Origin of the sequence: Mesorhizobium sp. AR10 (genome assembly GCF_024746795.1) — a bacterium.
GTDB lineage: Bacteria > Pseudomonadota > Alphaproteobacteria > Rhizobiales > Rhizobiaceae > Mesorhizobium.
In genome coordinates this window covers 2375926-2398524 of the sequence record NZ_CP080524.1, presented here as the reverse complement: position 1 = coordinate 2398524, position 22599 = coordinate 2375926, and the positions used below count along the sequence as shown (strand labels likewise).

Below are 22599 nucleotides of genomic sequence, written 5' to 3'. Positions count from 1 at the left end.
ATTCCCATGGAGCCCGTCAACCTTTTCGATCTCGCCACCAAGCAGTCGCAATGGCTGGCCGTGCGCCAGTCCGCCATTGCCGGCAACATCGCCAACGTCAACACGCCGGGCTACACCGCCGGCGATGTCGAGCCATTTGAGAAGGTCCTCGACCGCACGGCCGTATCGCTGACCGCCACCCAGGCCGGACATCTCGGCAGCGCGGCCACCAATGCCGGCTTCACGATCAAGCCGGAGGAAACAACCGGTTCGATCATGCCGTCGAAGAACACGGTGGTGCTGGAAAACGAGCTGATGAAGGCCGGCGAAGTCCGCCGTTCCTTCGAGCTCAACACCGCGATCGTCAAGGCATTCCATTCGATGATGATGATGGCTGTGAAGAGCTGACCATGGACGCATTGACCGCAGCCCTCAAAGTCGCAGCATCCGGCCTCGGTGCCCAGTCGGAACGCTTGCGTGTGGTTTCAGAAAACCTCGCCAACGCCCAGTCGACCGGCAATTCGCCCGGCGCCGATCCGTATCGCCGCAAAACCATCAGCTTTGTCTCACAGCTCGACCGATCTTCCGGCGGGTCGCTGGTCGAGGTCGGCTCGATCGCCCGCGACCCGGCAGACTTCCCCGTCGAGTTCCAGCCCGGCAACGAAGCCGCCGACGACAAGGGTTACGTCAAGATGCCCAACGTCAATGTGCTGATCGAGATGGCCGACATGACTGAGGCCAATCGCTCCTACGAGGCCAACCTGCAGGTCATCAAGCAGGCCCGTGATCTGATTTCCATGACCATCGACCTGATGAGGAACCAGTGATGATAGGCGGCATTGGCGGCATCGGTGCACTTCAACTCAAATCTGAAATCGGCGGCGCCGATGCGGCCACGGGCCTGTTTCAGGGCGGCGCGGCACCATTGGCCGGCACCGACATCGGCACCACTTTTGCCGAAGCGCTGAGCCAGGCCGCCTCGAAGACAGTCGGCACCTTGCAGAACGCCGAACAAGTATCGCTTCAGGCACTCAAGGGCGACGCCGACACCCGCCAGGTCGTCGATGCGGTCATGAGCGCCCAGCAAGCCCTGCAGACCGCCGTCGCCATCCGCGACAAGGTCATTTCCGCGTATCTCGAAGTCAGCCGCATGGGCATCTGAGGAACCTTGCAATGAAAGCACTCGCCATCGCCGCCACCGGCATGAATGCCCAGCAGACCAATCTGGAAGTCATCGCCAACAACATCGCCAACATCAACACCACCGGCTACAAGCGCGCCCGCGCCGAATTCTCCGATCTGCTCTATCAGGTCGACCGCACGCAAGGTGTGCCCAACCGCTCCAACTCGTCGCTGGTGCCGGAAGGCGTCTCGATCGGCCTCGGCGTCAAGACCACGGCCGTCCGTAACGTCCACACCCAGGGCGAGTTGACCAGCACCGGCAACAGCTTCGACATGGCGCTGACAGGCAGGGGCTGGTTCCAGATCGAGGGCGCCGACGGCGGCACGCTCTACAGCCGCGCCGGTGCCTTCAACACCAACGCCACCGGCCAGTTGGTGACCGTCGACGGCGCCAATGTCATCCCGGCCATCACCGTGCCCGCCGATGCGATCGAAGTCATCGTCAACAAGACTGGCCAGGTCTTCGCCCGCATCGATGGCCAGACCGATCTTCAGCTTCTCGGTCAGCTTCAACTCGCCAACTTCGCCAATGAAGCGGGTCTCGCGCCGCTCGGCGACAATCTCTTCCAGGAAACGGCGGCTTCGGGCACTGCAAATGTCGGCGTGCCCGGCGATCCCGGCTTCGCCACCGTCCAGCAAGGCTATCTCGAAGCGTCCAACGTCGATCCGGTCAAGGAAATCACCGAGCTGATCTCGGCGCAGCGCGCTTATGAAATGAACTCCAAGGTCATCCAGGCCGCCGACGACATGGCCTCGGTCGTCTCCAAGAACATCAGGTAGTGAATGATGTTCATGCCGGTCTACTGCTCCGCACTCCGCCGCGCCGCGCTGATCCTCGCGTTGGTGGCCGGCGGCATGCCGGCTTTCGCTCAGGAGACCGCAAACCAGTCGGCCAACCAGATCGCCAGCAACCAAGCCACCGGCGAAGTCGTGCTGATCCCGAACCGGGTCATCTATCCCGGCGAGACGATCGAACCGGCGGCGCTGAAGCAGGTGACGCTCATTCCAGGCAAGCACAAGCCGGATGCCATGGCGACGCGCGCCGACGAACTTGACGGCAAGGTCGCCAAGCGCACGCTGCTGCCCGGCCGCTACATCCCGGTCGCCGCCATCCGCGAAGCCTGGCTGGTCGAACAGGGTTCGGCCGTACAGGTCTTTTTCATCGCCGGCTCCCTCACCATTTCGGCCACGGCGGTGACGCTGCAGCCGGGTGCGGCCGGCGATCTCGTCAAGGTCCGCAACATCGATAGCGGCAAGATTTTCTCGGGCACGGTGATGGCCGACGGCTCCATCAGGGTCAGCGCTTCATGATGCGCGGACTTGCTCTTGTGCTTGCGGCGGTTCTCGGCGTGCAGCCGGCGCTGTCTGACGGGCTTACCCCCAAGGCCAAGCGCGACCTCGCAGCCAGGAATGGCGGCGCGTTCAACGACCCGGAATACGACCCGGCAACCACCACCCGCATGTTCAGGGTATCGAACGGGCCAAGTTCGCTGCCGCCCGGTCAGGTCGCGGCGCGCATCAAGGACATCGCGCAACTGCAAAGCTCGCGCGACAACCAGCTCGTCGGCTACGGTCTGGTCATCGGACTGGCGGGGTCGGGCGACAGCCTGCGCAACTCGCCATTCACCGAACAGTCGATCCGCGCCATGCTCGAAAATCTCGGCATTGCCACCGAGGGCGGCAGCGCCCGCGCCAAGAACGTCGCCGCCGTCATCGTCACCGCCAACATGCCACCCTACGTCCAGTCGGGAGCCCGCATCGACATCGATGTCTCCTCGATGGGCGATGCCACATCGCTCGCCGGCGGCACGCTGGTGATGACGCCGCTGAAGGCGGCGGATGGCGAAATCTATGCCGTGGGGCAGGGATCGGTCATCGTTTCGGGCTTCACTGCCCAGGGTCAGGCCGAGCAGCTGACGCAAGGCGTGCCGACGGCCGGGCGGGTGCCGAACGGCGCTATCGTCGAACGGGCCGTGCAGGCCGAGTTCGAAGACCAGGCTTCCCTGACCTTGCAACTGCGCAATCCGGATTTCTCGACCGCCATTCGCATCGCCGACGCCGTCAACGACTACACCTCTCAGCGCTTCGGCATGCGCGTGGCGGCCGAGCGCGATGCGCGCACCGTACAGATCAGAAGACCGAAAAACGTTTCGGCCGCGCGCTTCTTTGCCGAGATCGAGAATCTGGTGGTCGAGTCGGACACACCGGCTCGCGTCGTCATCGACGAGCGCACCGGCACCATCGTCATCGGCAACGAGGTCAAGATCTCGAGGGTGGCCATCAGCCACGGCACGCTTACCGTGCGCATCACCGAACAGCCGAAAGTCGTCCAGCCGGAACCATTCTCCAAAGGCGAGACCGCGGTCGAACCCTTCACCACCATCGAGGCCACCCAGCCCGACGCCCGTGTCGCGGTGCTTGACGGACCGGACCTCGAGACACTTGTCTCCGGCCTCAACCGTCTCGGCGTCAAGCCAGACGGCATCATTGCCATCCTGCAAGGCATCAAGTCGGCCGGCGCCCTGCAGGCCGATCTGGTTCTCCAATAGGCCGTGCCGATGATCAATCTCTCCCAAGAACAACACCACAGCAACGCCAGGGCAGTCCTGGCGGCCTGCGCGCTGGCCGTCATGTTTGTTGCCAGCAGCCCGGCTCGCACGGAAGAGACGGTTCGACAGGTATTGCCGGAAGGGCCGCCGCCGTCAGCACCGCAGCAGCTGACGCGCCACAAGGCGCCGGACGAAAGCGAAATCCAGCGCTTCTGCTCCAACATTGCCGACGCCGCCCGCGACCGCCGCTATATCCTCCAGGCTGAGGAGATGAAGCAGCTGCAAGCCGGCATCGACCAGCGCATAAAGGCGTTGGAGGACAAGCGCGCCGAATACGAGCAATGGCTGAAACGGCGCGAAGTCTTCCTGGCGCGCGCCGAGGACGGCGTCGTCAAGATCTACGCCGGCATGAAACCCGATGCCGCCGCCGAGCGTCTAGCGATGGTCAATGTCGATCTCGCCGCCGCCATCCTGATGAAGCTCGACGCGCGCAAGGCCGGCGTCATTCTGAACGAAATGGACCAGAAGTCGGCAGCAGCGCTCACCGGCATCATGGCCAGCGCGGCCCGAAGGGTAGATCCGTCATGATCCGCAGAACGCTCATCCTGCTCGGCGTCGCCGCGCTGTCCGGCTGCGGAACCGATCTCAGGGAGGTCGGCAGGGAGCCGGCGCTGTCGCCGGTCGGCTCCGGCATCACGGGCAGCACCAATGCCCCCTACAGCTATCCCGAAGCACCGCCGGTGCCGGTGAAAAAATTCTCGCTGTGGGACGACCGCCAGAGCCGTCTCTTCACCGATCCGCGTGCACTGCGCGATGGCGACATCCTGACCGTCAGGATCAAGCTCAACGACAAGGCCAACTTCAAGAACCAGAATGACAGGAGCCGCACCGCCGGGCGCAAGCTCGGTTATGACGTCAATGTCGGTTGGGAAGGTGCCAGCACGAGCGGCAAGGGCGACGCCGGCTTGAGCTCCACCACCGAGACCAACGCGGACGGCGAGATCAAACGCTCTGAAAACCTGGAACTCAACGTCGCCGCCGTCGTCACCGAAGTGTTGCCCAATGGCAATTTGCTGATCAAGGGCTCGCAGGAAGTGCGCGTCAATTATGAGCTCCGGGTGCTCACCATCGCCGGCATGGTGCGACCGTCCGACATCGGCGCCGAGAACACGATCTCCTATGAACGCATAGCCGAGGCCCGCATCTCCTATGGCGGCCGCGGTCGCGTCAGCGAGGTACAGCAGCCGGCATACGGCCAGCAGATCCTCGATCAAGTCCTCCCCTTCTAGGACTGGAGAACGGCGCCGTGGCGAATGTCGAACAGGTCCAGCCCAAAAAAGGCCCCTCCCTTGTCATCCAGATGGCCATGCTTCTGGCGGTGACGGCCGCCGCGATCGGCATGGGCTGGGTGTCCGGCGGCTATCTGAAAGGAGCCGGAGGACCTGTATCGGTGCCGGCCGCGCCAGAGAACGAAGGCGCAGTTGAGCAGCACGACAGCACCGCCACGCACGAGCCGAGTGCAGGACCGACGCTTGTGGCGCTGGCGCCGATCACCACCAACCTGGCGTCGCCCGCCGGTATCTGGCTCAGGCTGGAGGCATCGGTTCTGTATGATGCGCCCCAACCGCCGACGGTTTCCGAGGAGATCCACCAGGATCTGCTGGCCCTGATCCGTACGCTGAAGATGCACCAGATCGAGGGCGCCAGCGGCTACCAGCATTTGAAAGCCGACATTGAGGAGCGCGCCGCAATCCGCAGCGGCGGCCACGCCAAACAGGTTCTCATCAGGACGTTGCTCGTAGAATGAGAAAGCTCCTCGTCGCCTCGGCGCTCGTCATCGCCGCCACATCTGTCGCCGGCGCCCAGCAACTGGATCTTGGCGGCATCGGCAGGGCCGACGGTACGACGGTCGGCTACATCATCCAGATGTTCGGTCTGCTCACCGTGCTTTCGGTGGCGCCGGGTCTGCTCATCATGGTGACGAGTTTCACCCGCTTCGTCATCGCCCTCTCCATCCTGCGCGCCGGCATCGGCCTGCAATCGACACCGGCCAACCTGATCCTCATCTCGCTGTCGCTGTTCATGACCTTCTACGTGATGGCGCCGACCTTCGACCAGGCGTGGAACACCGGCGTCAAACCACTGATGGACAACCAGATCAGCCAGACCGAGGCTTTCGACAAGATTTCGGACCCGTTTCGCACCTTCATGGTGCGCAATGTGCGCGACAAGGATTTCGACCTGTTCGCCGACCTCGCCCGCGAGCGGGGCCAGACCGTCTCGCGCGAGACTGTCGACCTGCGCATCCTGGTGCCCGCCTTCATGATCTCGGAGATCCGACGCGGCTTCGAAATCGGCTTCCTGATCGTGCTGCCTTTCCTCGTCATCGATCTGATCGTCGCTACCATCACCATGGCGATGGGTATGATGATGCTGCCGCCGACCGTCGTCTCGTTGCCGTTCAAGATCCTGTTCTTTGTCCTGATCGACGGCTGGAACCTTTTGGTCGGCAGTCTGGTGCGATCGTTCAACTGAACGGAAGCCGCCCTTGCGGTGTTTAGCTCAAGTTTTAGCCAATATATTTTCGATTAACCGTCCCGTTTAGCCCTTTGGTAGGGACTTGCCCGCATATTGCTCGCAGATGGCGGGTGATCGGGTCTCAGCGATCATTGGCATGATGCCGCACCGTCATACCGGAAAAGCCGGTATGTCAAAAAAACACGTGTAAAAATAAGGTACGAGTAGCCATGTCCAGTATCATGACCAACACCTCTGCGCTTACCGCTCTGCAGAGCCTCAACGCCACCAACAAATCCCTCGAAGCAACCCAGTCGCGTATCTCGACGGGCTACCGCGTTGCCGACGCTTCGGACAACGCCGCTTACTGGTCGATCGCCACCACGATGCGCTCCGACAACCAGGCGCTGTCCACCGTTTCGGACGCCCTCGGCCTCGGCGCCTCGAAGGTCGACACCGCCTACACCGGCATGAACAAGGCCATCGACACCGTCAATGCGATCAAGGTCAAGCTGGTCGCCGCCAATGGTGCATCGGCTGCCGACAAGGAAAAGATCGACATCGAAATCAAGGCGTTGCAAGGTCAGATGAAGAGCTACGCTGACTCCGCAACCTTCTCCGGCGCCAACTGGCTCTCGGTCGATACAACCACTGGCCACACCGCCGCAGGCACTTTCGACGACGTCAAGATCGTGTCGTCCTTCAACCGCAACGCGGCCGGCACGGTCTCGCTCGGCACCATCGACATCAAGGTTCAGGACATCAAGCTGTACGACGCCTTCGCCACCGCCACCGGCCTGAACGACGGCATCCTTGACGCGACCCGCCTGGGCACCACCGGTGCCCGTCAGGCGGCGGCTTCTGCCGCGGTCGCCGGCACTGACGCCGCGACCGATACGTATACGGTGTCGACGCTCTCGGTGAAGGGCTTCAGCGACGCCCAGATCACCAAGCAGTTGGGCGTTGTCGAAGCCGCTCTCAAGGAAATGACGACCGCCGCGACCAACCTCGGCGCGTCCAAGACCCGCATCGACGGCCAGAAGACCTTCACCTCGAGCCTGATGGACTCCATCGATCGCGGTGTCGGCCAGCTCGTCGACGCCGACATGAACAAGGAATCGACCCGCCTCCAGGCGCTGCAGGTCCAGCAGCAGCTCGGCATCCAGGCGCTGTCGATCGCCAACAGCTCGACGCAGACGATCCTGTCGCTCTTCCGCGGCTAATCGCCTACGCCTTAACGCGATCATTTCAACATCGGGCCGCGCCACCAGCGCGGCCCGATTTCTTTTGTGCAGACCGACGACCCGCAAACATTACCGCTTCCCTTTCACCAGGCGCTGCTTTTAAGAAGGCATTAACCATATCGCGCTACTCATGGTTAACCATTCGCTTATGACGGACAGACCAGTTGGTCGATTGGCATGACGCCACCGTCGAACAGGTTGACCGGGCATGTGCGAGGCATGCCAGCATTGAGAGGGGTGTATCTTGGCCAGCATCATGACGAACGCTTCGGCGTTGACCGCGCTTCAGAGCCTCAACGCTACCAACAAGTCGCTCGAGCAGACACAAGCCCGCATCTCGACCGGCTACCGCGTCTCCGAAGCCGCCGACAATGCCGCCTACTGGTCGATCGCCACAACGATGCGTTCCGATAACCAGGCGCTGTCGACCGTGCAGGATGCGCTCGGTCTCGGCGCCTCGAAGGTCGACACCGCCTACACGGCGATGAACAAGGCGATCGAGACGATCAATGCCATCAAGGTCAAGATCGTTGCCGCCACCGGCGCCTCGGACTCCGACAAGAGCAAGATCGATGTCGAGCTCAAGTCGCTGCAGGCCCAGCTCAAGAGCTATGCCGATGGCGCCACCTTCTCGGGCTCCAACTACCTCTCGGTCAATTCCACCGTCGCTTCAGGCAGCCCATCGGCCGGCGTCGCTATTGACGGCAAGATCGTCTCCGCCTTCAATCGCAACGCGGCCGGCACAGTCACCCTGGCGACGATCGATATCAAGGTCGACACGATCAAGCTCTACGATGCGGCGGCCACGACCAACACCACCAAGGGAATCCTGGAAGGCGTCCGGCTGGGCACCACCGGTCTGCGCGACAACACCGCGGTCACGCCGGCTGCCAACGCCGCCATTGCCGCGACCGATGGCTACGCAATCTCCACGCTTTCGGTCAAAGGCTACAGCGACGCCCAGATCGCCCAGATGCTGAAGGTCGTCGACACGGCCCTTGGCGAGATGACCGACGCCGCCACGGTGCTCGGCTCCGACAAGAAGCAGATCGATCTGCAGAAGACGTTCACCCAGAGCCTGATGGACTCCATCGACCGCGGTGTCGGCCAACTCGTCGACGCCGACATGAACAAGGAATCGACCCGGCTGCAGGCACTGCAGGTCCAGCAGCAGCTCGGCATCCAGGCGCTCTCCATCGCCAATGCCAATGCCCAGCAGGTGCTTGCCCTGTTCAAGAGCTAGCATACCGGCTGATCTTCCGATTTCGTCGAAAGGCCGCGCCTCGAGCGCGGCCTTTTCGTTTGTGCCTATCATCTTCGCACAAGCTTCGCGGTCTAGTGTTCCTGCGGAAAGTCATGCTGGGAGCGATTGAATCGTGCCGGAACAGATCCAGAGCATCATTTCAAATCTCCAGGGATTTGGCGTCAAGCGCCTCGCTATGCTGGCTGGCATCGCCGTGTTGGTGATGGCCGTCATCGGCATCGCCTCGGTCTATCTCAACCGCCCGGCCTACGACACGCTCTATGTCGGGCTTGAACGCTCCGACGTGAACCAGATCGGCCTCGTGCTCGGCGAGGCCGGCATCGGCTTCGACGTTGGCTCCGACGGAACCACCGTGCTGGTGGCGGCCGGCACCACTGCGCAGGCACGCATGCTGCTCGCCGAAAAGGGCCTGCCGACCAGCGCCAATGCCGGCTATGAACTGTTCGACAATGTCGGCTCGCTTGGCCTGACATCCTTCATGCAGCAGATCACCCGAGTACGCGCGCTCGAAGGCGAGATCGCCCGCACCATCCAGTCGATCGCCGGCATCAAGGCGGCGCGTGTCCACATCGTCATGTCCGAACGCGCCAATTTTCGCCGCGACGAACAGCAACCCTCCGCCTCGGTCGTCATCCGCTATTCCGGCATCGACGCCGAAAAGAGCGCCATGTCGATCCGCCATCTCGTCGCCGCCGCCGTTCCCGGCCTTGCGGCCGACAAGGTCACCGTGCTCGATTCCAACGGCAATCTCCTGGCTGCCGGCGACGACCCTTCCAACACCAGCGCCGCCCGCACGCTCGGCGTCGAGCAGACCGTCGAGGCGCAGATCGGCGACAACATCCGCCGCGCCTTGACCCCCTACCTCGGCCCCGACAATTTCCGCGCCAGCGTCAAGGCCGACGTCAACACCGACACCCGCCAGACCGAAGAGACGATCTTCGATCCGGAGTCCCGCGTCGAGCGGTCGGTGCAGTCGGTGCGCGCCAACGAGAACAACAACCAGAAGCAGGCGTCGACGCCGGCCAGCGTCGAGCAGAACCTGCCCGAGACCCAGACCACCAGCACCGACGGTCCGCAATCCTCCTCCCAGAACGACCGCAAGGAGGAGATCACCAACTACGAGATCAATTCGAAGAAGATCGCTACCGTCTCCAACGGCTATTCCGTCACCAAGATGTCGATCGCCGTCGTCGTCAACCAGCAGCGCCTGCTGACCATCCTCGGCAAGGACGCCACGCCGGAGCAGATTGCCAAGCGCGTCGCCGACATCCAGAAGATGGTGGCGTCGGCCACCGGCCTTGACGAAAAGCGCGGCGACGTCATCGATGTCTCGGCGGTCGAGTTCATCGACGGACTGGACGGCGAGCCGATCGAGCAGCCGGGCATGCTCGCTTCGATCGGAACACATGTCGGCACCCTCATCAATGCAGGGGCGTTCATCGTCGTGGTGTTCCTGGTGGCCTTCTTCGGTCTCAAGCCGATGGCGGCCGCGCTGACGGCGCAGGCCACCCCCGCCCTTGCCGGCCCGAGCTTCGACGACGTCCAACGCTCGTTGCCGACGCCCGAAGCCAGCGCCGCTTCCGAAGCATCTGCCGCTCCCGTCGGCGCCTTGCCCGGCGCTCGGCCGGGCCCCACCCCGCTTGACGATCTGCGCCAGAAGATCAGGCCCGCACCGCAGGAGCGTCTCGCTCGCATGGTCGACATCAATGAGGAGCGCACCGCGCAGATCCTGCGCAAATGGGCTGCCCAGGAAGTCGCGGGATAGACCATGCCGTCAGCAGCGCTTTTCGACCTCCTGCCGGATTTCGGCACGCGCGCCCAGCGCATCGGCCAGCCTCAGGCCGCAACCGAGCCCCAGCGCAAGCCGGATGCACCCACACCGCAGGCCGATATCGGTGCGCTGATCGCCGAAGCGATTGCCGATGCCGAAGCCGCCCTCGAGGCGCGCCTTGCGATTGCCCATGAAGCGGCGCTCGAGGCGGAGCGCCAGGCCAACGCCGACGAGGCGAAGGCCTTTCTCGAGAGCTTCGGCGGCGATGTCGGCAGAGCCGTCGCCGCGCGCGTCGACGCCATGGAGGCGCAGGTAACCGAACTTGTCAGCGCCACCGTTGCCCGCATCATCGGCGGCATCGTCAGCGACGATTTGCAGAAACGCTCGCTTGACGCTCTTGCCCGCACCATCCGCGAAGCCGTCGGTGACACCGAAGCGGTGCGCATAGGCGTTCGCGGGCCGCTGTCGCTGTTCGAAACCCTGAAGACCGCGCTCGGTCCCCGCGCCGCCAATCTCGACTTCGTCGAAGTGCCCGGCTTCGACCTCACTGTCGCCATCGACGAGGCCGTGTTCGAGACGCGCATCGCCGAATGGTCGGCTGCCCTGTCAGAGGCCCTGTCATGAGCATTGCCGACGCCGCAGAAGCCAGGCACGAGATCATCATCGTCCGGCGCAGCCATGACGACCACGACGAAGGTCACCATGGCGGTGTCTGGAAAATCGCCTTCGCCGATTTCATGACCGCCATGATGTGCTTCTTCCTCGTCATGTGGTTGATCAACGCTGCCAACGAGCAGACCAAGGCAGCCGTCGCCAGCTACTTCAATCCGGTCAAGCTGGTCGATCGCAATGCGAGCCGCAAGGGCCTGGAAGATCTCGGCGACGGCCCGAGCAAGGTTGCGCCCACGGCCGACGACCTGCATGACAAGACCAGCAAGTCCGGACAGGACGCTGCCGGCGCAGCGGGCTCCGCGGACAAGCAGCAGTCGAACCAGTCGGCGCCGAAAACGGATTTGTCCGACCAGCATCTTTTTGCCGATCCCTATGCGGTTCTTTCAGAGATCGCCACCGACACCGGCGTCATGCAGAACGTCAGCGAGAAGGGCGATGGCGGCGCGCAGAATGCCGGGCCGGCCAACGGCGCGTCGGGCGGCGAATCCTATCGCGATCCCTTCGCACCGGACTTCTGGTCGCAGCAGATGGCAGCCCCTGGCGCCGAGGCAAGTGCCGAACGCACCAAAATCGAAGGTGAACCGGTCAAGCCGGGCGACAAGGTCGCTCAGTCGCAAGTTCCTGAGGTGAAGGCCGTGCCGCCAGCACCGCCGGTGACGGCAGCACCACTCCAAACGCCGGCGGAATCCGTGCCGGACAAGGCGGCATCGAAGACGGCCTCAGCGGCAATAAAAGCCGAAGCCGCAGAAGCCCAAGCCGCAAAGGCCGAGATCGCAAAGGTCGAAGCTGCAAAGGCCGAAGGTGCAAAGGCGGAAGAAGCAGCCAAGTCCGACGCCGGGGAAAAGGCGCCGAGTGCCGCCGCCGTCAAGGCCGCGGCTGAGGTCAAGCAGCAATTGGCTGCTGCCTTCAAGCCCGGCGACAAGCTGCATGATGGCGTTTCGGTCGAGGCCACCGACAAGGGTGTCGTCATCTCCATCACCGACCAGCTCGATTTCGGCATGTTCGAGATCGGGTCGGCGCTGCCGCGCCGCGAACTGGTGCTGGCAATGGAAAAGATCGGCCGCATCGTCAACAGCCAGAAGGGCACCATCAGCATCAACGGCCATACCGACGCGCGACCGTTCCGCAGCGACACCTACGACAACTGGCGGCTGTCCACCGCCCGTGCCCATTCCGCCTACTATATGCTTGTCCGCGGCGGCGTCGACGAGCGCCGTATCACCGAGGTCGCAGGCTTCGCCGATCGCCGGCCGAAGGATGCAGCCAACCCCATGTCGGCCGCAAACCGCCGCATCGAAATCCTGATGTCGACCGACGGATGAGACCCACCGCCATCATCGGCCGCGCGATCGGCCTGTTGTTGCTGACCACCGGGCCGGCGGCCTTCGCGCAGGACGCCTTGCAGCCCTACCAGCTGGTCCGCTCGCTGCAGCTGGTCCAGGACAGCATCGCCTCCGGCGATCATGCCGCGCTGCCAATGCAGGCCAAGCTGCTCGAAATGACCGACAAGCGGCTCCGCGCGGCAGACGCCGAAGATTTCAAGGATCCAAAGAATTTTCGCGCCTTGCTTGTCTATGGCATGAGCGGCGGCAACCCCGTCACAGTCGCGGCGGCGGCATCGCGCGCCGAGACCGATCCGCAAAGCCTTGCCATCGCCAAGGGCATCATCAGCTATCTGAGCGGCCGGCCGGCCGAAGCGATAGAGACGCTGAAGCCGATCGATCCGATGACGCTGCCAAGCGACCTCGGGGCCTTCCTGGCCCTGGTCAAGGGCTCGCTGCTCACCACCGAGGAACCGGCCACGGCGCTCGAGCTGCTCGACGATGCCCGCCTGCTCAGCCCCGGCACGCTGGTCGAGGAAGCGGCATTGCGCCGTTCAGTCGGCATTGCCGCCGCGCAAGGGGACGCGGCGCGCTTCGCGCTCGCCTCCACCCAATATGTCGAGCGCTATCTCTATTCGCCCTATGCCAGCCAGTTCGCGGACTCCTTCGTCTCCGGAGTCATTGCCTTGCATATGGCAATCAGTGTCGACAAGCTCGCCGACATCACCTCGATGATGGATCCCGAGCGCGAAAAGGTCATCTATCTGCGCATTGCGCGCCGCGCCGCAATCGACGGGCTGACCGACCTTTCCGCCTTTGCCTCGACCAAGGCCGAACAAGGCCGGGACGGCATCCACAACGAGGACGATCCGCGTGCCTTGCTCTATTCCAGCCTTTCAACGGTGACGTCCAGCACCATCGACGACGTGCGCGCGAAGCTGGGCAAGATCGACCGCAGCAGGCTTTCGCAGGGCGACCGCGACTTGCTCGATGCCGCGCAGGCCATCGCCAGCGAAGTGATCGCACCGCCGGCAGCGCTTCCCGTCGAAAAGCCCGCCCCTCCCGTCGTCAAACAGGAGCCGGCGCCCGAGGCCGCCACCGCGGAAAAACCCGATGAAACCGGCCTGCCGCCAGTTGAAGGCGTGATGTCCGAGCAGCCGGCGGCCAGTGCATCCAGCGAGCGCTCCGCCGATGCGCCTGCCGCTTCCGCGCCGGACATGCCGGCCGCTGCCACTGCCGATGCGGCTTCTGTCGTGCCCGTGTCGGCGCCCGCGCCCATTGCCGGTCTCGACCCGACCGACCCCACCGACGCGGCCATGATCAAGGCGCGCCGCCAGCTCGATATGATCGACCAGATGCTTGGAGCAGCCCCGAAATGACCACCAGTGTTGGCCAGGCCCTTCCGGGATTTGCTCCCACGCGCGCGCCGTCGACGCAGAACGGAAAGAGCGAGGAGACAAGTTTCGACGACATGGTGCGTAGCGCCGAGAGCCCGTCCGGATCGGAAAGCCCGCAGGCAAAGGAAGCCGGCCTGCGTGACCCGCGATGGCCCAAGCGCGCCTCCGCCAGCTTTGGCAAGGGAGAGCCTGACGCTGGCCAGGTGGCTTCGCCGAAACTGCCCACCGGAAAAACCGCGAGGGACGATGCGGATACCGGTTCGGACAAGACATCTGTCGATGCCGAGGAGACCGGGCAAAGTGCAAAGGCAGCATCGCTTCACGATCATTTGCCATTGCTGATCGCATTGCACGACATGCGCCATTTCTCGGCATCGGCCAAGTCGGACGGAGGCAACACCGTCACGGACGAACAAGCATCGGATCCCGCGCTCAACGGCCAGCCTCGCTCTACGGAACAGCCGCCTTCACCCTCGAAAAAGTACCGCTCGGCATCCAGCGCGGATGCCGACGCCCTCGGGGCCTTGTCGCGATCCGAACGCGCCTTGGCTGCTGCAGCCCTTTCAGGGCAGAACCAGACGCGACAGGCCGTCGAGATCGAGCCTGTCTCCAAAGAGACCGTGCATCAGGATGATCTGGCCTCGCACCTGCTGAAGGATCAGCCGGCAGCCGATATTCCAGCGCCGGAAGGCAAGCGATCGGCGTCGGCGATGAAGGGCCTTGAAGCCGTCCAGGCTGCCATGCGGTCCGAATCCGGAAAGCAGGCGTCCGCCGGGCGCATCGAAATCGTCACCGAACAGAGTTTCCCTGCGCCGTCTCACAACTCGATGAGCCAGACCACATCCGCCGTGATTGACGCGATCGCCTCGGACGGCTTGAGGCAGGCTGCTTCGACGCCCTCTGCGGCCTCTCAAACGGCCAGCGCTGTTGCCGTTCCGACACACATATTGAAGATCGAGCTTCATCCGGCCGAACTCGGCATGGTCACGGCCAGCCTGCGGCTTGCCGGGGAACAGCTTTCGATTGAATTGAAGCCCGAAACCCATGAGGCCTACCGCCGTCTCACCACCGACAGCGAGGCCATCGTCAAGTCGCTGCGCGGCCTCGGCTTCGACGTCGACAAGGTCACCATCCTGCAACCCTCGATAGCAGTCCCTGCCCCGACCCGTGCCGATGCAGGTAGCTCCCTGCCGATGTCGACGGGTCGCGACCAGCCGTCCTTTCAGCCCGGGAATTCAAGTGGCAACAATGCCGGTTCCGGCGGACAGCAACCGGGAAGGAACCACAGCAATGACGCACAAGAGTTTGGCCGCCCGGCTTCACCCGCTCGCGACCGCGCTGGCGACGATATGTTTATCTAGCCTGGCCGTCGGCGCTGTGAGCGCCGCCACCAACCCTTGCGAACCGGAGATCCTGCGCGCCGCCGATCGCTACGGCGTGCCTGCCGGTATCCTCTATGCCGTCGGGCTGACCGAGACCGGCAACAAAGGAAGCCTCCAGCCAAACGCATTGAATATACAGGGAAAATCTGTCTTTCCAAGAAGTAGAAACGAAGCCTTGGCGACGTTCGAGACTGCCCGACGCGAGGGCAAGACGCTGATCGATCTCGGCTGCATGCAAATCAACCACCATTACCATGCCTCACATTTCCGCAGCGTAGGCGATATGCTCGATCCGCGTCAGAATGTCGACTACGCGGCCCGGTTCCTGGCCAGTCTGCATGCCCGTCATATGACCTGGTCGATGGCCGTCGCCCGCTACCATGCCGGTCCCGACAACGATCCCGCACAGAAGATCTATGTCTGCCGCGTCATCGCCAACATGGTCGCCACCGGCTTCGGTAAATGGACTTCGAACGCTCGGGCTTTCTGCAACCCATAGGTGTCCTAGCGTTTGCCGGCAACTAACCCTGCACGACCCTGTCAGCGCCCGAGATGTCATCTGCGCATGCGGTCGTCGACACATATGCGCAACCGCTGTTATTTCGGTTCTCAAAAAAACTCCCAAGAAAATAGCTACAAGAAATGACGGTTGTTCAGGATTCTCGCCACCGGTTACGGCTCTTCCCACGGGGCAAATGAGCTGATTCGGAGGGCGGGCCGATGATTGTAATCGTTGACGAGCGAGAGCTCGTAACTGAGGGATACAATTCACTTTTCGATCGTGAGGGCGTCGCCTGTGCAGGCTTCGCGCCCGGCGAGTTCGGCGAGTGGGTGACCTCGGCGGCTGACACCGATCTCAGGTCGGTCAGAGCCTTCCTCATCGGCGACTGCCGGGAAGGCGCCATCTCGCCTCGCCAGATCCGCGACCGAACCGGCGCACCGGTCATCGCGCTCAGCGAACAACACTCTCTGGAGAATACGCTTCGGCTGTTCGAGAGCGGCGTCGACGATGTCATTCGCAAGCCGGTTCACATCCGCGAGATCCTGGCCCGCATCACCGCCATCCGTCGCCGTGCCCATGAAGACGTGGCGTATACCGAGATCGGCGCCATGCGCATTTTCATGGACGGCCGCGATCCAGAGATCGACGGCCAGCCACTGCCTCTGCCGCGTCGCGAGCGCCGCATCCTCGAATATCTGGCCAGCAATCGCGGACGCCGCGTCACCAAGACCCAGGTCTTCAATGCCATCTATGGCATCTTCGACGAAGAGGTCGAGGAAAACGTCGTCGAGAGCCACATCAGCAAACTGCGCAAGAAGCTGCGCGAGAGGCTCGGCCACGATCCGATTGATTCCAAGCGCTTCCTCGGCTACCGGCTCGTCTATTGATGCCGACCTCCGCCAGCTTCGCGCAAGACAGAAAGCGTACCCTCACGGCCAGTGACATGAGCTTTGAGGAGACGTTTCGATGAGCCTCTACGGAATGATGCGGACCGGCGTTTCCGGCATGAACGCACAGGCAAACCGCCTGTCCGCCGTGGCCGACAACATCGCCAACTCCGACACCACGGGTTACAAGCGATCCTCAGCCGAATTTTCGACACTGGTCATGCCAACCGTCGGCGGCGCCTACAATTCCGGGGGCGTCACCACGACGATCCGCTCGGCGATCGGGACGCAGGGCGTGCTCCAGTACACCACCTCGGTTTCCGACCTGGCGGTCAATGGCGATGGCTTCTTTGTCGTCCAGGATCCGAGTGGAACGCCTTTTCTCACCCGCGCCGGCGCCTTCGTTCCCGACGCCCAGGGCAGGCTGGTCAATGCCGGTGGCTACCAGTTGATGGCATACAGCTACGCCAACGGCACGCCGGCCGCCACGGCCAACGGCTTCGAGGGACTTGAGCCCGTCCAGATATCCGACCAGGAAATGACCGCGACCCCCAGCACCGAGGGCAACTTCAACGGCAACCTGCCCGCCGGCGCGACCCCAGTCGCTGCAGGCAGCCTGCCCACGACCAACAGTGCCACGGCTCAATACACCTCGAAATCCTCGCTCGTCGCCTATGACAATCTAGGCAACAAGGTGCTGCTCGACGTCTATTTCACCAACACCGGCGCCGGCACCTGGCAGGTCGCGGTCTTCGATCAGTCCCAGGCCACCGCCGGCACGTCGTTCCCCTATACGGGCGGCGCCCTCGGATCGGCCAACCTGACCTTCGACACCACGACCGGCAAGATCACCGGCGCCGTCGACAGCGTTTCACTGACGGTGCCGAACGGCGCCAGCCTCAATCTCGACCTGTCCAAGCTCACCCAGCTCGGCACCGGCTTCACCGTTTCCGACGCTGAGGTCAACGGCAACGCGCCAAGCACCATCGAGAAGATCCAGATCGGCCAGGACGGCATCATCTACGCGCAGTACGAGGACGGCTCCACCAAGCCGCTCTACAAGATTCCGCTGGCCGATGTTCAGAGCCCTGACCGCCTCACCGCATTGCCGGGCAACGTCTATTCGCAAAGTTCGGACTCCGGCGCCGTGCGCATCGGCTTTGCCAATGAGGGCAAGCTCGGCAGCGTCGTCTCCGGCGCACTGGAAAATTCCAACGTCGATATCGCCGAGGAATTGACCAACATGATTGCGGCGCAGCGCAGCTACACCGCCAATTCGAAAGTATTCCAGACCGGTTCCGACCTCATGGATGTCCTTGTCAACCTGAAGAGATAAACGACGGGCACCAGCCCGTGAAAGACCCGCATGTCGCTGACCTCCGCATTGAGTATCGCCCAGTCGGCGCTTCTGACCACGTCGAAGCAGACCAGCATCGTTTCCCGCAACGTTGCCGATGCCTCCAATCCGGACTACGCCCGCCGCACGGCCGTCGTCACCAGCACGGCGCCCGGCGCGCGCTCGGTGGAGATTCAGCGCTCCACCAATGCCCTACTCTTCCGCCAGAACCTCAGCGCACTCTCGGCATGGAGCGGCCAGAGCACGCTTTACAGCGGCATGGATCGGCTGGGGCTTTCCGTAAACGGCGTCGACAACGCCTCCTCTCCTTCGACCGCGATCGGCAATCTGCAGCAGGCGTTGCAGCTCTATGCCACCTCGCCGTCCAACCAGAACCTCGGCGCCAGTGTCGTCGATGCCGCCAAGCAGGTCACGCGCTCGCTGAACGACGGCACCAAGGCGATCCAGGATTTCCGCACCCAGACCGACGGCCAGATCGCCACGGCGGTCGATGATCTCAACTCGCTGCTCAGCCAGTTCCAGGATGCCAACAAGGCCATCATCTCCGGAACGCGGTCCGGCAGCGATGTGTCCGATGCGCTCGACCAGCGTGACGCGCTGCTGAAGAAGATCTCGGAATACGTCCCCGTCTCGACCTTCACGCGCGGCGACAACGACATGGTCATCACCACCAAGGACGGCACGACGCTGTTCGAAACGGTGCCGCGCTCGGTGAGCTTTACGCCATCGCCCGGCTACACAGCCGGCGTTGCCGGCAACACCATCTACATCGACAATGTGCCGGTCTCCGCAGGCGCTGGCGGCAACGCCGCCGCCGACGGCAAGCTCGCCGGCCTGATCACATTGCGTGACGGCGTCGCTGCAACCATGCAAAGCCAGCTCGACGAGACCGCGCGCGGGCTGATCACCGCCTTTGCCGAGACCGCGCCGGCACTGCCCAATGCAGCCGGCCTGTTCACCTGGTCCGGCGCGCCCGCCGTGCCGCCGGCTGGCACGCTGGTCAACGGCCTTGCCGGCTCGATCAGCATCAACGCAGCGATGGATCCGAGCGTTGGCGGCAATCCGGCGCTGCTGCGCGACGGCGGCGCCAATGGTGCCGCCTATGTCGCCAACACCGGCGGCGGCGCGTCCTACGCAGACCTTTTGATCGGCTATGGCGACAAGCTCGACCAGCCGATAGCCTTCGATGTTTCCGCCGGCATCACCACCGCATCCAGCGTCGCCGACTACGCCGCCAATGCCATTGGCTGGTTCGAAGGCGTGCGCCAGCAGGCTTCGACCAACGCCGACACCAAGGAAGCGCTGGCCACGCGCACGGCCGAGGCGCTGTCCAACGACACCGGCGTCAATGTCGATCAGGAAATGTCGCTGCTGCTCGACCTCGAACACACCTACCAGGCCTCGGCCCGCATGATGAAAACCGTCGACGAGATGCTGGCGGCTCTGTTCAATGCCGTGGGATAATCCATGAAAGCGACATCCGTCTCCTCAGCCGCCATGTCAAACGCTCTGCGCTACTCGCAGATGCGCATGCAGAGCGACCTCGTCAAAGCCCAGAAAGAGGCGACGACGGGCACGGTCGCCGACGTCGGCCTGGCGCTTGGTGGACGCACCGCTCAGGCCGTGACCTTCTCGCGCGATCTCGACCGGCTGAATGTCATCATCGATTCCAACGCACTGGTTGCCGCGCGGCTTTCGTCGACCCAGAATTCGCTTGGCCAAATGACCAGCGTCGCGCAGAGTCTGCTCTCAAGCCTGACCAGCGCCGCTTCCGGCGACTCCTCGGCCAGCATCACGCAGTCCGCGGGCAAGACAGCAGTGCAACAGCTGACCTCGATCCTCAACACCAGCGTGAATGGCGAATACCTGTTTGCCGGCACCAACACCGACGTCAAGCCGATCGATGATTTCACCGCCGCCGGCTCACCTGCCAAGGCCGCATTCGACGCGTCCTTCGTCGCCTATTTCGGTTTCACGCAGAACGACCCGGCCGCGGCCAACATCACCGCCACCCAGATGAACAGCTTCATCACCGCCAATGTCGAACCGCAGTTCCTGGGTTCGGGCTGGCAGGGCACATGGTCCAATGCCACCGACCAGCAGATCGCCAGCCGCATCGCGCTCAACGACACCACCCAGACCTCGGTCAGCGCCAACGAGGACGGCGTTCGCAAGCTCGCCATGGCAGCCGCCATGGTCACCGGCCTGCTTTCCAGCAACATCAGCCAGGCGGCGAAGAATTCGGTCGTCACCCGTTCCGTAGCGCTGGTCGGCGAAGCGCTGGGCGGACTCGGCCAGCTGCAGTCGCAGACCGGCCTCGTCCAGAAACGCGTGTCCGACGCCAGCGACCGCATGAAGACGCAAGTCGATCTTTTCGAACGGCACATCCTCGATCTCGAAGGTGTCGACCCAGCCGAAGCCGCCACCCGCGTCGCCGATCTGACGACGCATATCGAGACGTCTTTCGCGCTGACAGCGCGCCTGCAGCAACTCAGCCTGTTGAATTACCTGACCTGACAACTCTGAAACGGAACGGTAGAGCCCCAACGATGTACCAATTCTCCTACGCCGACATCCAGACCGACTCCGTTGCCGACGCGAAGGACCGCGAGCGGCAGCTTTTGACCCGCTCGATCGACATGCTGTCTGCAGCGGCGGCCGTCGGCCACGACTCGATGGAGGCGATCGAGGCGCTGCACTTCACCAACCGCGTTTGGACCACCTTCGTCGAGGATCTCGGCTCAAGCGATAACGCCTTGCCGAAGGAACTGCGCGCCAACCTGATCTCCATCGGATTGTGGCTGCTGCGCGAGGCCGAGGACATCCGCCAGGGCCGCACGGACAATTTCGAAGGGCTGATCGAAGTGTCCCAGATCATCAGGGACGGCATTCAATGAGCAACACGCTGAAGATATCGCTGAAGCCGAACGAGAAAATCTACATCAACGGTGCCGTCATCCGCGTCGACCGCAAGGTCACCGTCGAACTGATGAACGACGTGCAGTTCCTGCTTGAAAGCCATGTGATCCAGCCCGAGGACGCATCGACGCCGCTCAAGCAGCTGTATTTCATTCTCCAGGTCATGCTGATGAACCCGCCTGGCGCCGCCGACGCGCGCGAGATGTTCCGCCGTTCGCTGCCCTTGCTGCTGGCAAGCTTCGCCGACGAACAGATTTGCGGCGCGCTGAAGCAGATCGACCGCATGGTCGGTGAGGATCATATCTACGAGGCGCTGAAGGCGATCCGCGCGCTCTATCCGCTCGAACGCCGCGCGCTTGGCGGCAATGACGATATTCCGGGTGCGCAGCGCCCGCTGGCTGTGGGAGCACGATACTGATGAACGTGGACATGACGACGACGATACCGACCGGCGCCAACCAGGCCAGCCAGTCGACCTCCAAGACAGCGGTCGACTACCAGTCGTTCCTGAAGCTGCTGATCGCCGAAATGAAGAACCAGGATCCGACCAAGCCGATGGATTCGACGCAATACGTTGCCCAGCTCGCCACCTTTTCGCAGGTCGAGCAATCGGTGCAGACGAACACCAAGCTTGACCAGATCATGCAGTCCTCGGCATTGTCGCAGGCGGATGCCCTGATCGGCCGTTCGATCACCTCCGCCGACGGCAAGACCACCGGCACGGTGGCATCGGTGCGACTCGCCAGCAGCGGCCTCATCGCGGTGCTGCAGAACGGGACGGAAGTCGCGGTCGGCCCGGGCGTCTCGGTCAAGGCGGCAAGCTAGGGCCGATCTCAAGCCAGGGTCCCATCCCATGAACGAGGCTGATGCTCTCGACATCGTCCAGTATGCGGTGTGGACGGTACTGACCGCTTCCGCCCCGGTGGTGCTGGTCGCCATGGTCGTCGGCATCGGCATCGCTCTGATCCAGGCCTTGACCCAGATCCAGGAAATCACGCTGACGTTCGTGCCGAAGATCGTCGCCATCATGCTGGTCGTGGCCCTGACCGGCCCGTTTATCGGCAGCCAGATATCGGCGTTCACCAACGTCATCTTCGAGCGCATCGAGAACGGCTTCTAGGCACCGGCCTTGGGCAGCGCTTGCGACCCACGGGGTTCCGGCTAGATTGTGCACCTTCGTGGCAAGGCGCTGCTCTGCCCGCGGCGCCATTTGTCCCGATGATTTCTTGGAATGCCATGAAGCAGGCAAGACCGACCGGCAGGCCATGTGCGGAATAGCTCTCGGCCGGCACACACGGCTTGCTGCGCGGTGGGTTTTTGCGCGATGCCATGAAATGGCCTGCGGCGTCCGTGGAAGATCTTGTCGATCTGGCGCGGCGGGATGAACCGTCATGGCTGCGGCTCGTCGGCATGGAGCCTTTCCTGCGCCTTCACGTCGGCGACGCTATGGGCCACCCCACCGAAGCGCTGCATGCGACCCGCAGAGACGCCCTGACGTGGACCAATGAGAACCTTGCGCTGGGCAAGAGACTGTCACGTCCTGACGTATTTTTGCCTTCGCTATCCTGTTGCTGGATCATGATCTTTTTCGAAGAGGGGTTCGCCCTTTGCGGCGCCGTGCTGTACTTGGAAGGGACGGTATGACGGTCGAGTGA

27 protein-coding genes are annotated in these 22599 nt (G+C 63.3%); all 27 read left to right on the top strand.

The features are described 5' to 3' along the window. Positions 1-6 precede the first annotated feature (6 nt). The 27 genes from flgB (at position 7) to LHFGNBLO_RS15055 (ending at position 22588) form a co-directional block, all read left to right on the top strand. Positions 7-387 (top strand): flagellar basal body rod protein FlgB, encoded by a 381-nt coding sequence (flgB, locus tag LHFGNBLO_RS15185; protein WP_258608618.1) that lies wholly within the window; start codon positions 7-9, stop codon positions 385-387. 2 nt (positions 388-389) lie between these two features. Further along, the gene (gene flgC / locus LHFGNBLO_RS15180) at positions 390-806 is read left to right on the top strand and encodes a flagellar basal body rod protein FlgC (RefSeq protein ID WP_258608616.1); all 417 of its coding nucleotides are present in this window, start codon (positions 390-392) and stop codon (positions 804-806) included. Continuing rightward, a complete protein-coding gene (locus LHFGNBLO_RS15175; protein ID WP_258608615.1) occupies positions 806-1141 on the top strand; it encodes a flagellar hook-basal body complex protein FliE in 336 nt (111 codons plus the stop codon). The genes flgC and LHFGNBLO_RS15175 overlap by 1 nt, the downstream gene beginning before the upstream one ends. 11 nt (positions 1142-1152) lie before the next feature. Next, positions 1153-1941: a flagellar basal-body rod protein FlgG gene (gene flgG / locus LHFGNBLO_RS15170; RefSeq protein WP_258608614.1), complete on the top strand. Its 789-nt coding sequence runs from the start codon at positions 1153-1155 to the stop codon at positions 1939-1941. Positions 1942-1947: 6 nt separating this feature from the next. Further along, positions 1948-2472, top strand: coding sequence for a flagellar basal body P-ring formation chaperone FlgA (gene flgA, locus LHFGNBLO_RS15165; protein WP_258609741.1), 525 nt, complete (start codon positions 1948-1950; stop codon positions 2470-2472). Continuing rightward, complete coding sequence (locus LHFGNBLO_RS15160) at positions 2469-3710, top strand: flagellar basal body P-ring protein FlgI (RefSeq protein WP_258608613.1); 1242 nt, start codon at positions 2469-2471, stop codon at positions 3708-3710. Before flgA ends, LHFGNBLO_RS15160 begins: the two co-directional genes overlap by 4 nt. A gap of 9 nt (positions 3711-3719) precedes the next feature. Further along, a complete protein-coding gene (locus tag LHFGNBLO_RS15155; protein WP_258608612.1) occupies positions 3720-4298 on the top strand; it encodes a MotE family protein in 579 nt (192 codons plus the stop codon). Next, positions 4295-4999, top strand: coding sequence for a flagellar basal body L-ring protein FlgH (gene flgH, locus LHFGNBLO_RS15150; RefSeq protein ID WP_258608611.1), 705 nt, complete (start codon positions 4295-4297; stop codon positions 4997-4999). Before LHFGNBLO_RS15155 ends, flgH begins: the two co-directional genes overlap by 4 nt. Before the next feature lie 17 nt (positions 5000-5016). After that, positions 5017-5517, top strand: coding sequence for a flagellar basal body-associated protein FliL (fliL, locus tag LHFGNBLO_RS15145; RefSeq protein WP_258608607.1), 501 nt, complete (start codon positions 5017-5019; stop codon positions 5515-5517). Then, complete coding sequence (gene fliP / locus LHFGNBLO_RS15140) at positions 5514-6245, top strand: flagellar type III secretion system pore protein FliP (RefSeq protein WP_258608606.1); 732 nt, start codon at positions 5514-5516, stop codon at positions 6243-6245. The genes fliL and fliP overlap by 4 nt, the downstream gene beginning before the upstream one ends. 212 nt (positions 6246-6457) lie before the next feature. Next, a complete protein-coding gene (locus LHFGNBLO_RS15135; RefSeq protein WP_258608604.1) occupies positions 6458-7450 on the top strand; it encodes a flagellin in 993 nt (330 codons plus the stop codon). A gap of 265 nt (positions 7451-7715) precedes the next feature. Then, positions 7716-8714, top strand: coding sequence for a flagellin (locus LHFGNBLO_RS15130; RefSeq protein ID WP_258608603.1), 999 nt, complete (start codon positions 7716-7718; stop codon positions 8712-8714). A 133-nt stretch (positions 8715-8847) separates the two neighbouring features. Next, positions 8848-10500 carry a flagellar basal-body MS-ring/collar protein FliF gene (gene fliF, locus LHFGNBLO_RS15125; RefSeq protein WP_258608602.1) on the top strand — a complete coding sequence of 551 codons (1653 nt, stop codon included), beginning with the start codon at positions 8848-8850 and terminating at the stop codon, positions 10498-10500. Positions 10501-10503: 3 nt separating this feature from the next. Further along, entirely contained in the window at positions 10504-11130 is a 627-nt protein-coding gene (locus LHFGNBLO_RS15120; protein WP_258608601.1) for a hypothetical protein, read from the top strand. After that, positions 11127-12500 carry a MotB family protein gene (locus tag LHFGNBLO_RS15115; protein WP_258608600.1) on the top strand — a complete coding sequence of 458 codons (1374 nt, stop codon included), beginning with the start codon at positions 11127-11129 and terminating at the stop codon, positions 12498-12500. The genes LHFGNBLO_RS15120 and LHFGNBLO_RS15115 overlap by 4 nt, the downstream gene beginning before the upstream one ends. Beyond that, entirely contained in the window at positions 12497-13879 is a 1383-nt protein-coding gene (locus tag LHFGNBLO_RS15110; RefSeq protein WP_258608598.1) for a chemotaxis protein MotC, read from the top strand. Before LHFGNBLO_RS15115 ends, LHFGNBLO_RS15110 begins: the two co-directional genes overlap by 4 nt. Then, on the top strand, positions 13876-15258 hold the full coding sequence (locus tag LHFGNBLO_RS15105; RefSeq protein WP_258608597.1) for a flagellar hook-length control protein FliK: 1383 nt from the start codon (positions 13876-13878) through the stop codon (positions 15256-15258). The genes LHFGNBLO_RS15110 and LHFGNBLO_RS15105 overlap by 4 nt, the downstream gene beginning before the upstream one ends. Beyond that, positions 15188-15778, top strand: a complete 591-nt coding sequence (locus LHFGNBLO_RS15100) for a transglycosylase SLT domain-containing protein (RefSeq protein ID WP_258608595.1) — start codon at positions 15188-15190, stop codon at positions 15776-15778. Before LHFGNBLO_RS15105 ends, LHFGNBLO_RS15100 begins: the two co-directional genes overlap by 71 nt. Before the next feature lie 221 nt (positions 15779-15999). Beyond that, on the top strand, positions 16000-16668 hold the full coding sequence (locus LHFGNBLO_RS15095) for a response regulator transcription factor (RefSeq protein ID WP_258608594.1): 669 nt from the start codon (positions 16000-16002) through the stop codon (positions 16666-16668). A 79-nt stretch (positions 16669-16747) separates the two neighbouring features. After that, on the top strand, positions 16748-18004 hold the full coding sequence (locus LHFGNBLO_RS15090; RefSeq protein ID WP_258608593.1) for a flagellar hook protein FlgE: 1257 nt from the start codon (positions 16748-16750) through the stop codon (positions 18002-18004). A gap of 30 nt (positions 18005-18034) precedes the next feature. Beyond that, complete coding sequence (gene flgK / locus LHFGNBLO_RS15085; RefSeq protein WP_258608592.1) at positions 18035-19489, top strand: flagellar hook-associated protein FlgK; 1455 nt, start codon at positions 18035-18037, stop codon at positions 19487-19489. Between the two features lie 3 nt (positions 19490-19492). Next, positions 19493-20542 (top strand): flagellar hook-associated family protein, encoded by a 1050-nt coding sequence (locus LHFGNBLO_RS15080; protein WP_258608591.1) that lies wholly within the window; start codon positions 19493-19495, stop codon positions 20540-20542. A 32-nt stretch (positions 20543-20574) separates the two neighbouring features. Beyond that, positions 20575-20922 carry a flagellar biosynthesis regulator FlaF gene (gene flaF / locus LHFGNBLO_RS15075; protein ID WP_258608590.1) on the top strand — a complete coding sequence of 116 codons (348 nt, stop codon included), beginning with the start codon at positions 20575-20577 and terminating at the stop codon, positions 20920-20922. Then, positions 20919-21362, top strand: a complete 444-nt coding sequence (flbT, locus tag LHFGNBLO_RS15070) for a flagellar biosynthesis repressor FlbT (RefSeq protein WP_258608588.1) — start codon at positions 20919-20921, stop codon at positions 21360-21362. Before flaF ends, flbT begins: the two co-directional genes overlap by 4 nt. Continuing rightward, positions 21362-21769 carry a flagellar hook assembly protein FlgD gene (gene flgD, locus LHFGNBLO_RS15065; protein ID WP_258608586.1) on the top strand — a complete coding sequence of 136 codons (408 nt, stop codon included), beginning with the start codon at positions 21362-21364 and terminating at the stop codon, positions 21767-21769. Before flbT ends, flgD begins: the two co-directional genes overlap by 1 nt. A 28-nt stretch (positions 21770-21797) precedes the next feature. Then, a complete protein-coding gene (gene fliQ, locus LHFGNBLO_RS15060; RefSeq protein ID WP_258608584.1) occupies positions 21798-22064 on the top strand; it encodes a flagellar biosynthesis protein FliQ in 267 nt (88 codons plus the stop codon). Positions 22065-22243: 179 nt separating this feature from the next. Further along, positions 22244-22588 carry a hypothetical protein gene (locus LHFGNBLO_RS15055; RefSeq protein WP_258608582.1) on the top strand — a complete coding sequence of 115 codons (345 nt, stop codon included), beginning with the start codon at positions 22244-22246 and terminating at the stop codon, positions 22586-22588. Positions 22589-22599: the final 11 nt, after the last annotated feature.

Excerpts from the sequence above, each read along its gene's own strand:
- flbT (WP_258608588.1), top strand. The coding sequence starts at position 20,919 with ATGAGCAACACGCTGAAGATATCGCTGAAGCCGAACGAGAAAATCTAC.
- fliP (WP_258608606.1), top strand. The coding sequence starts at position 5,514 with ATGAGAAAGCTCCTCGTCGCCTCGGCGCTCGTCATCGCCGCCACATCT.
- flgD (WP_258608586.1), top strand. The coding sequence starts at position 21,362 with ATGAACGTGGACATGACGACGACGATACCGACCGGCGCCAACCAGGCC.
- flgC (WP_258608616.1), top strand. The coding sequence starts at position 390 with ATGGACGCATTGACCGCAGCCCTCAAAGTCGCAGCATCCGGCCTCGGT.
- flaF (WP_258608590.1), top strand. The coding sequence starts at position 20,575 with ATGTACCAATTCTCCTACGCCGACATCCAGACCGACTCCGTTGCCGAC.
- LHFGNBLO_RS15110 (WP_258608598.1), top strand. The coding sequence starts at position 12,497 with ATGAGACCCACCGCCATCATCGGCCGCGCGATCGGCCTGTTGTTGCTG.
- LHFGNBLO_RS15095 (WP_258608594.1), top strand. The coding sequence starts at position 16,000 with ATGATTGTAATCGTTGACGAGCGAGAGCTCGTAACTGAGGGATACAAT.
- LHFGNBLO_RS15115 (WP_258608600.1), top strand. The coding sequence starts at position 11,127 with ATGAGCATTGCCGACGCCGCAGAAGCCAGGCACGAGATCATCATCGTC.
- LHFGNBLO_RS15120 (WP_258608601.1), top strand. The coding sequence starts at position 10,504 with ATGCCGTCAGCAGCGCTTTTCGACCTCCTGCCGGATTTCGGCACGCGC.
- flgA (WP_258609741.1), top strand. The coding sequence starts at position 1,948 with ATGTTCATGCCGGTCTACTGCTCCGCACTCCGCCGCGCCGCGCTGATC.
- flgB (WP_258608618.1), top strand. The coding sequence starts at position 7 with ATGGAGCCCGTCAACCTTTTCGATCTCGCCACCAAGCAGTCGCAATGG.
- LHFGNBLO_RS15080 (WP_258608591.1), top strand. The coding sequence starts at position 19,493 with ATGAAAGCGACATCCGTCTCCTCAGCCGCCATGTCAAACGCTCTGCGC.
- flgH (WP_258608611.1), top strand. The coding sequence starts at position 4,295 with ATGATCCGCAGAACGCTCATCCTGCTCGGCGTCGCCGCGCTGTCCGGC.
- flgG (WP_258608614.1), top strand. The coding sequence starts at position 1,153 with ATGAAAGCACTCGCCATCGCCGCCACCGGCATGAATGCCCAGCAGACC.
- LHFGNBLO_RS15100 (WP_258608595.1), top strand. The coding sequence starts at position 15,188 with ATGACGCACAAGAGTTTGGCCGCCCGGCTTCACCCGCTCGCGACCGCG.
- LHFGNBLO_RS15160 (WP_258608613.1), top strand. The coding sequence starts at position 2,469 with ATGATGCGCGGACTTGCTCTTGTGCTTGCGGCGGTTCTCGGCGTGCAG.
- LHFGNBLO_RS15105 (WP_258608597.1), top strand. The coding sequence starts at position 13,876 with ATGACCACCAGTGTTGGCCAGGCCCTTCCGGGATTTGCTCCCACGCGC.
- flgK (WP_258608592.1), top strand. The coding sequence starts at position 18,035 with ATGTCGCTGACCTCCGCATTGAGTATCGCCCAGTCGGCGCTTCTGACC.
- LHFGNBLO_RS15090 (WP_258608593.1), top strand. The coding sequence starts at position 16,748 with ATGAGCCTCTACGGAATGATGCGGACCGGCGTTTCCGGCATGAACGCA.
- LHFGNBLO_RS15135 (WP_258608604.1), top strand. The coding sequence starts at position 6,458 with ATGTCCAGTATCATGACCAACACCTCTGCGCTTACCGCTCTGCAGAGC.
- LHFGNBLO_RS15175 (WP_258608615.1), top strand. The coding sequence starts at position 806 with ATGATAGGCGGCATTGGCGGCATCGGTGCACTTCAACTCAAATCTGAA.
- fliQ (WP_258608584.1), top strand. The coding sequence starts at position 21,798 with ATGAACGAGGCTGATGCTCTCGACATCGTCCAGTATGCGGTGTGGACG.
- LHFGNBLO_RS15155 (WP_258608612.1), top strand. The coding sequence starts at position 3,720 with ATGATCAATCTCTCCCAAGAACAACACCACAGCAACGCCAGGGCAGTC.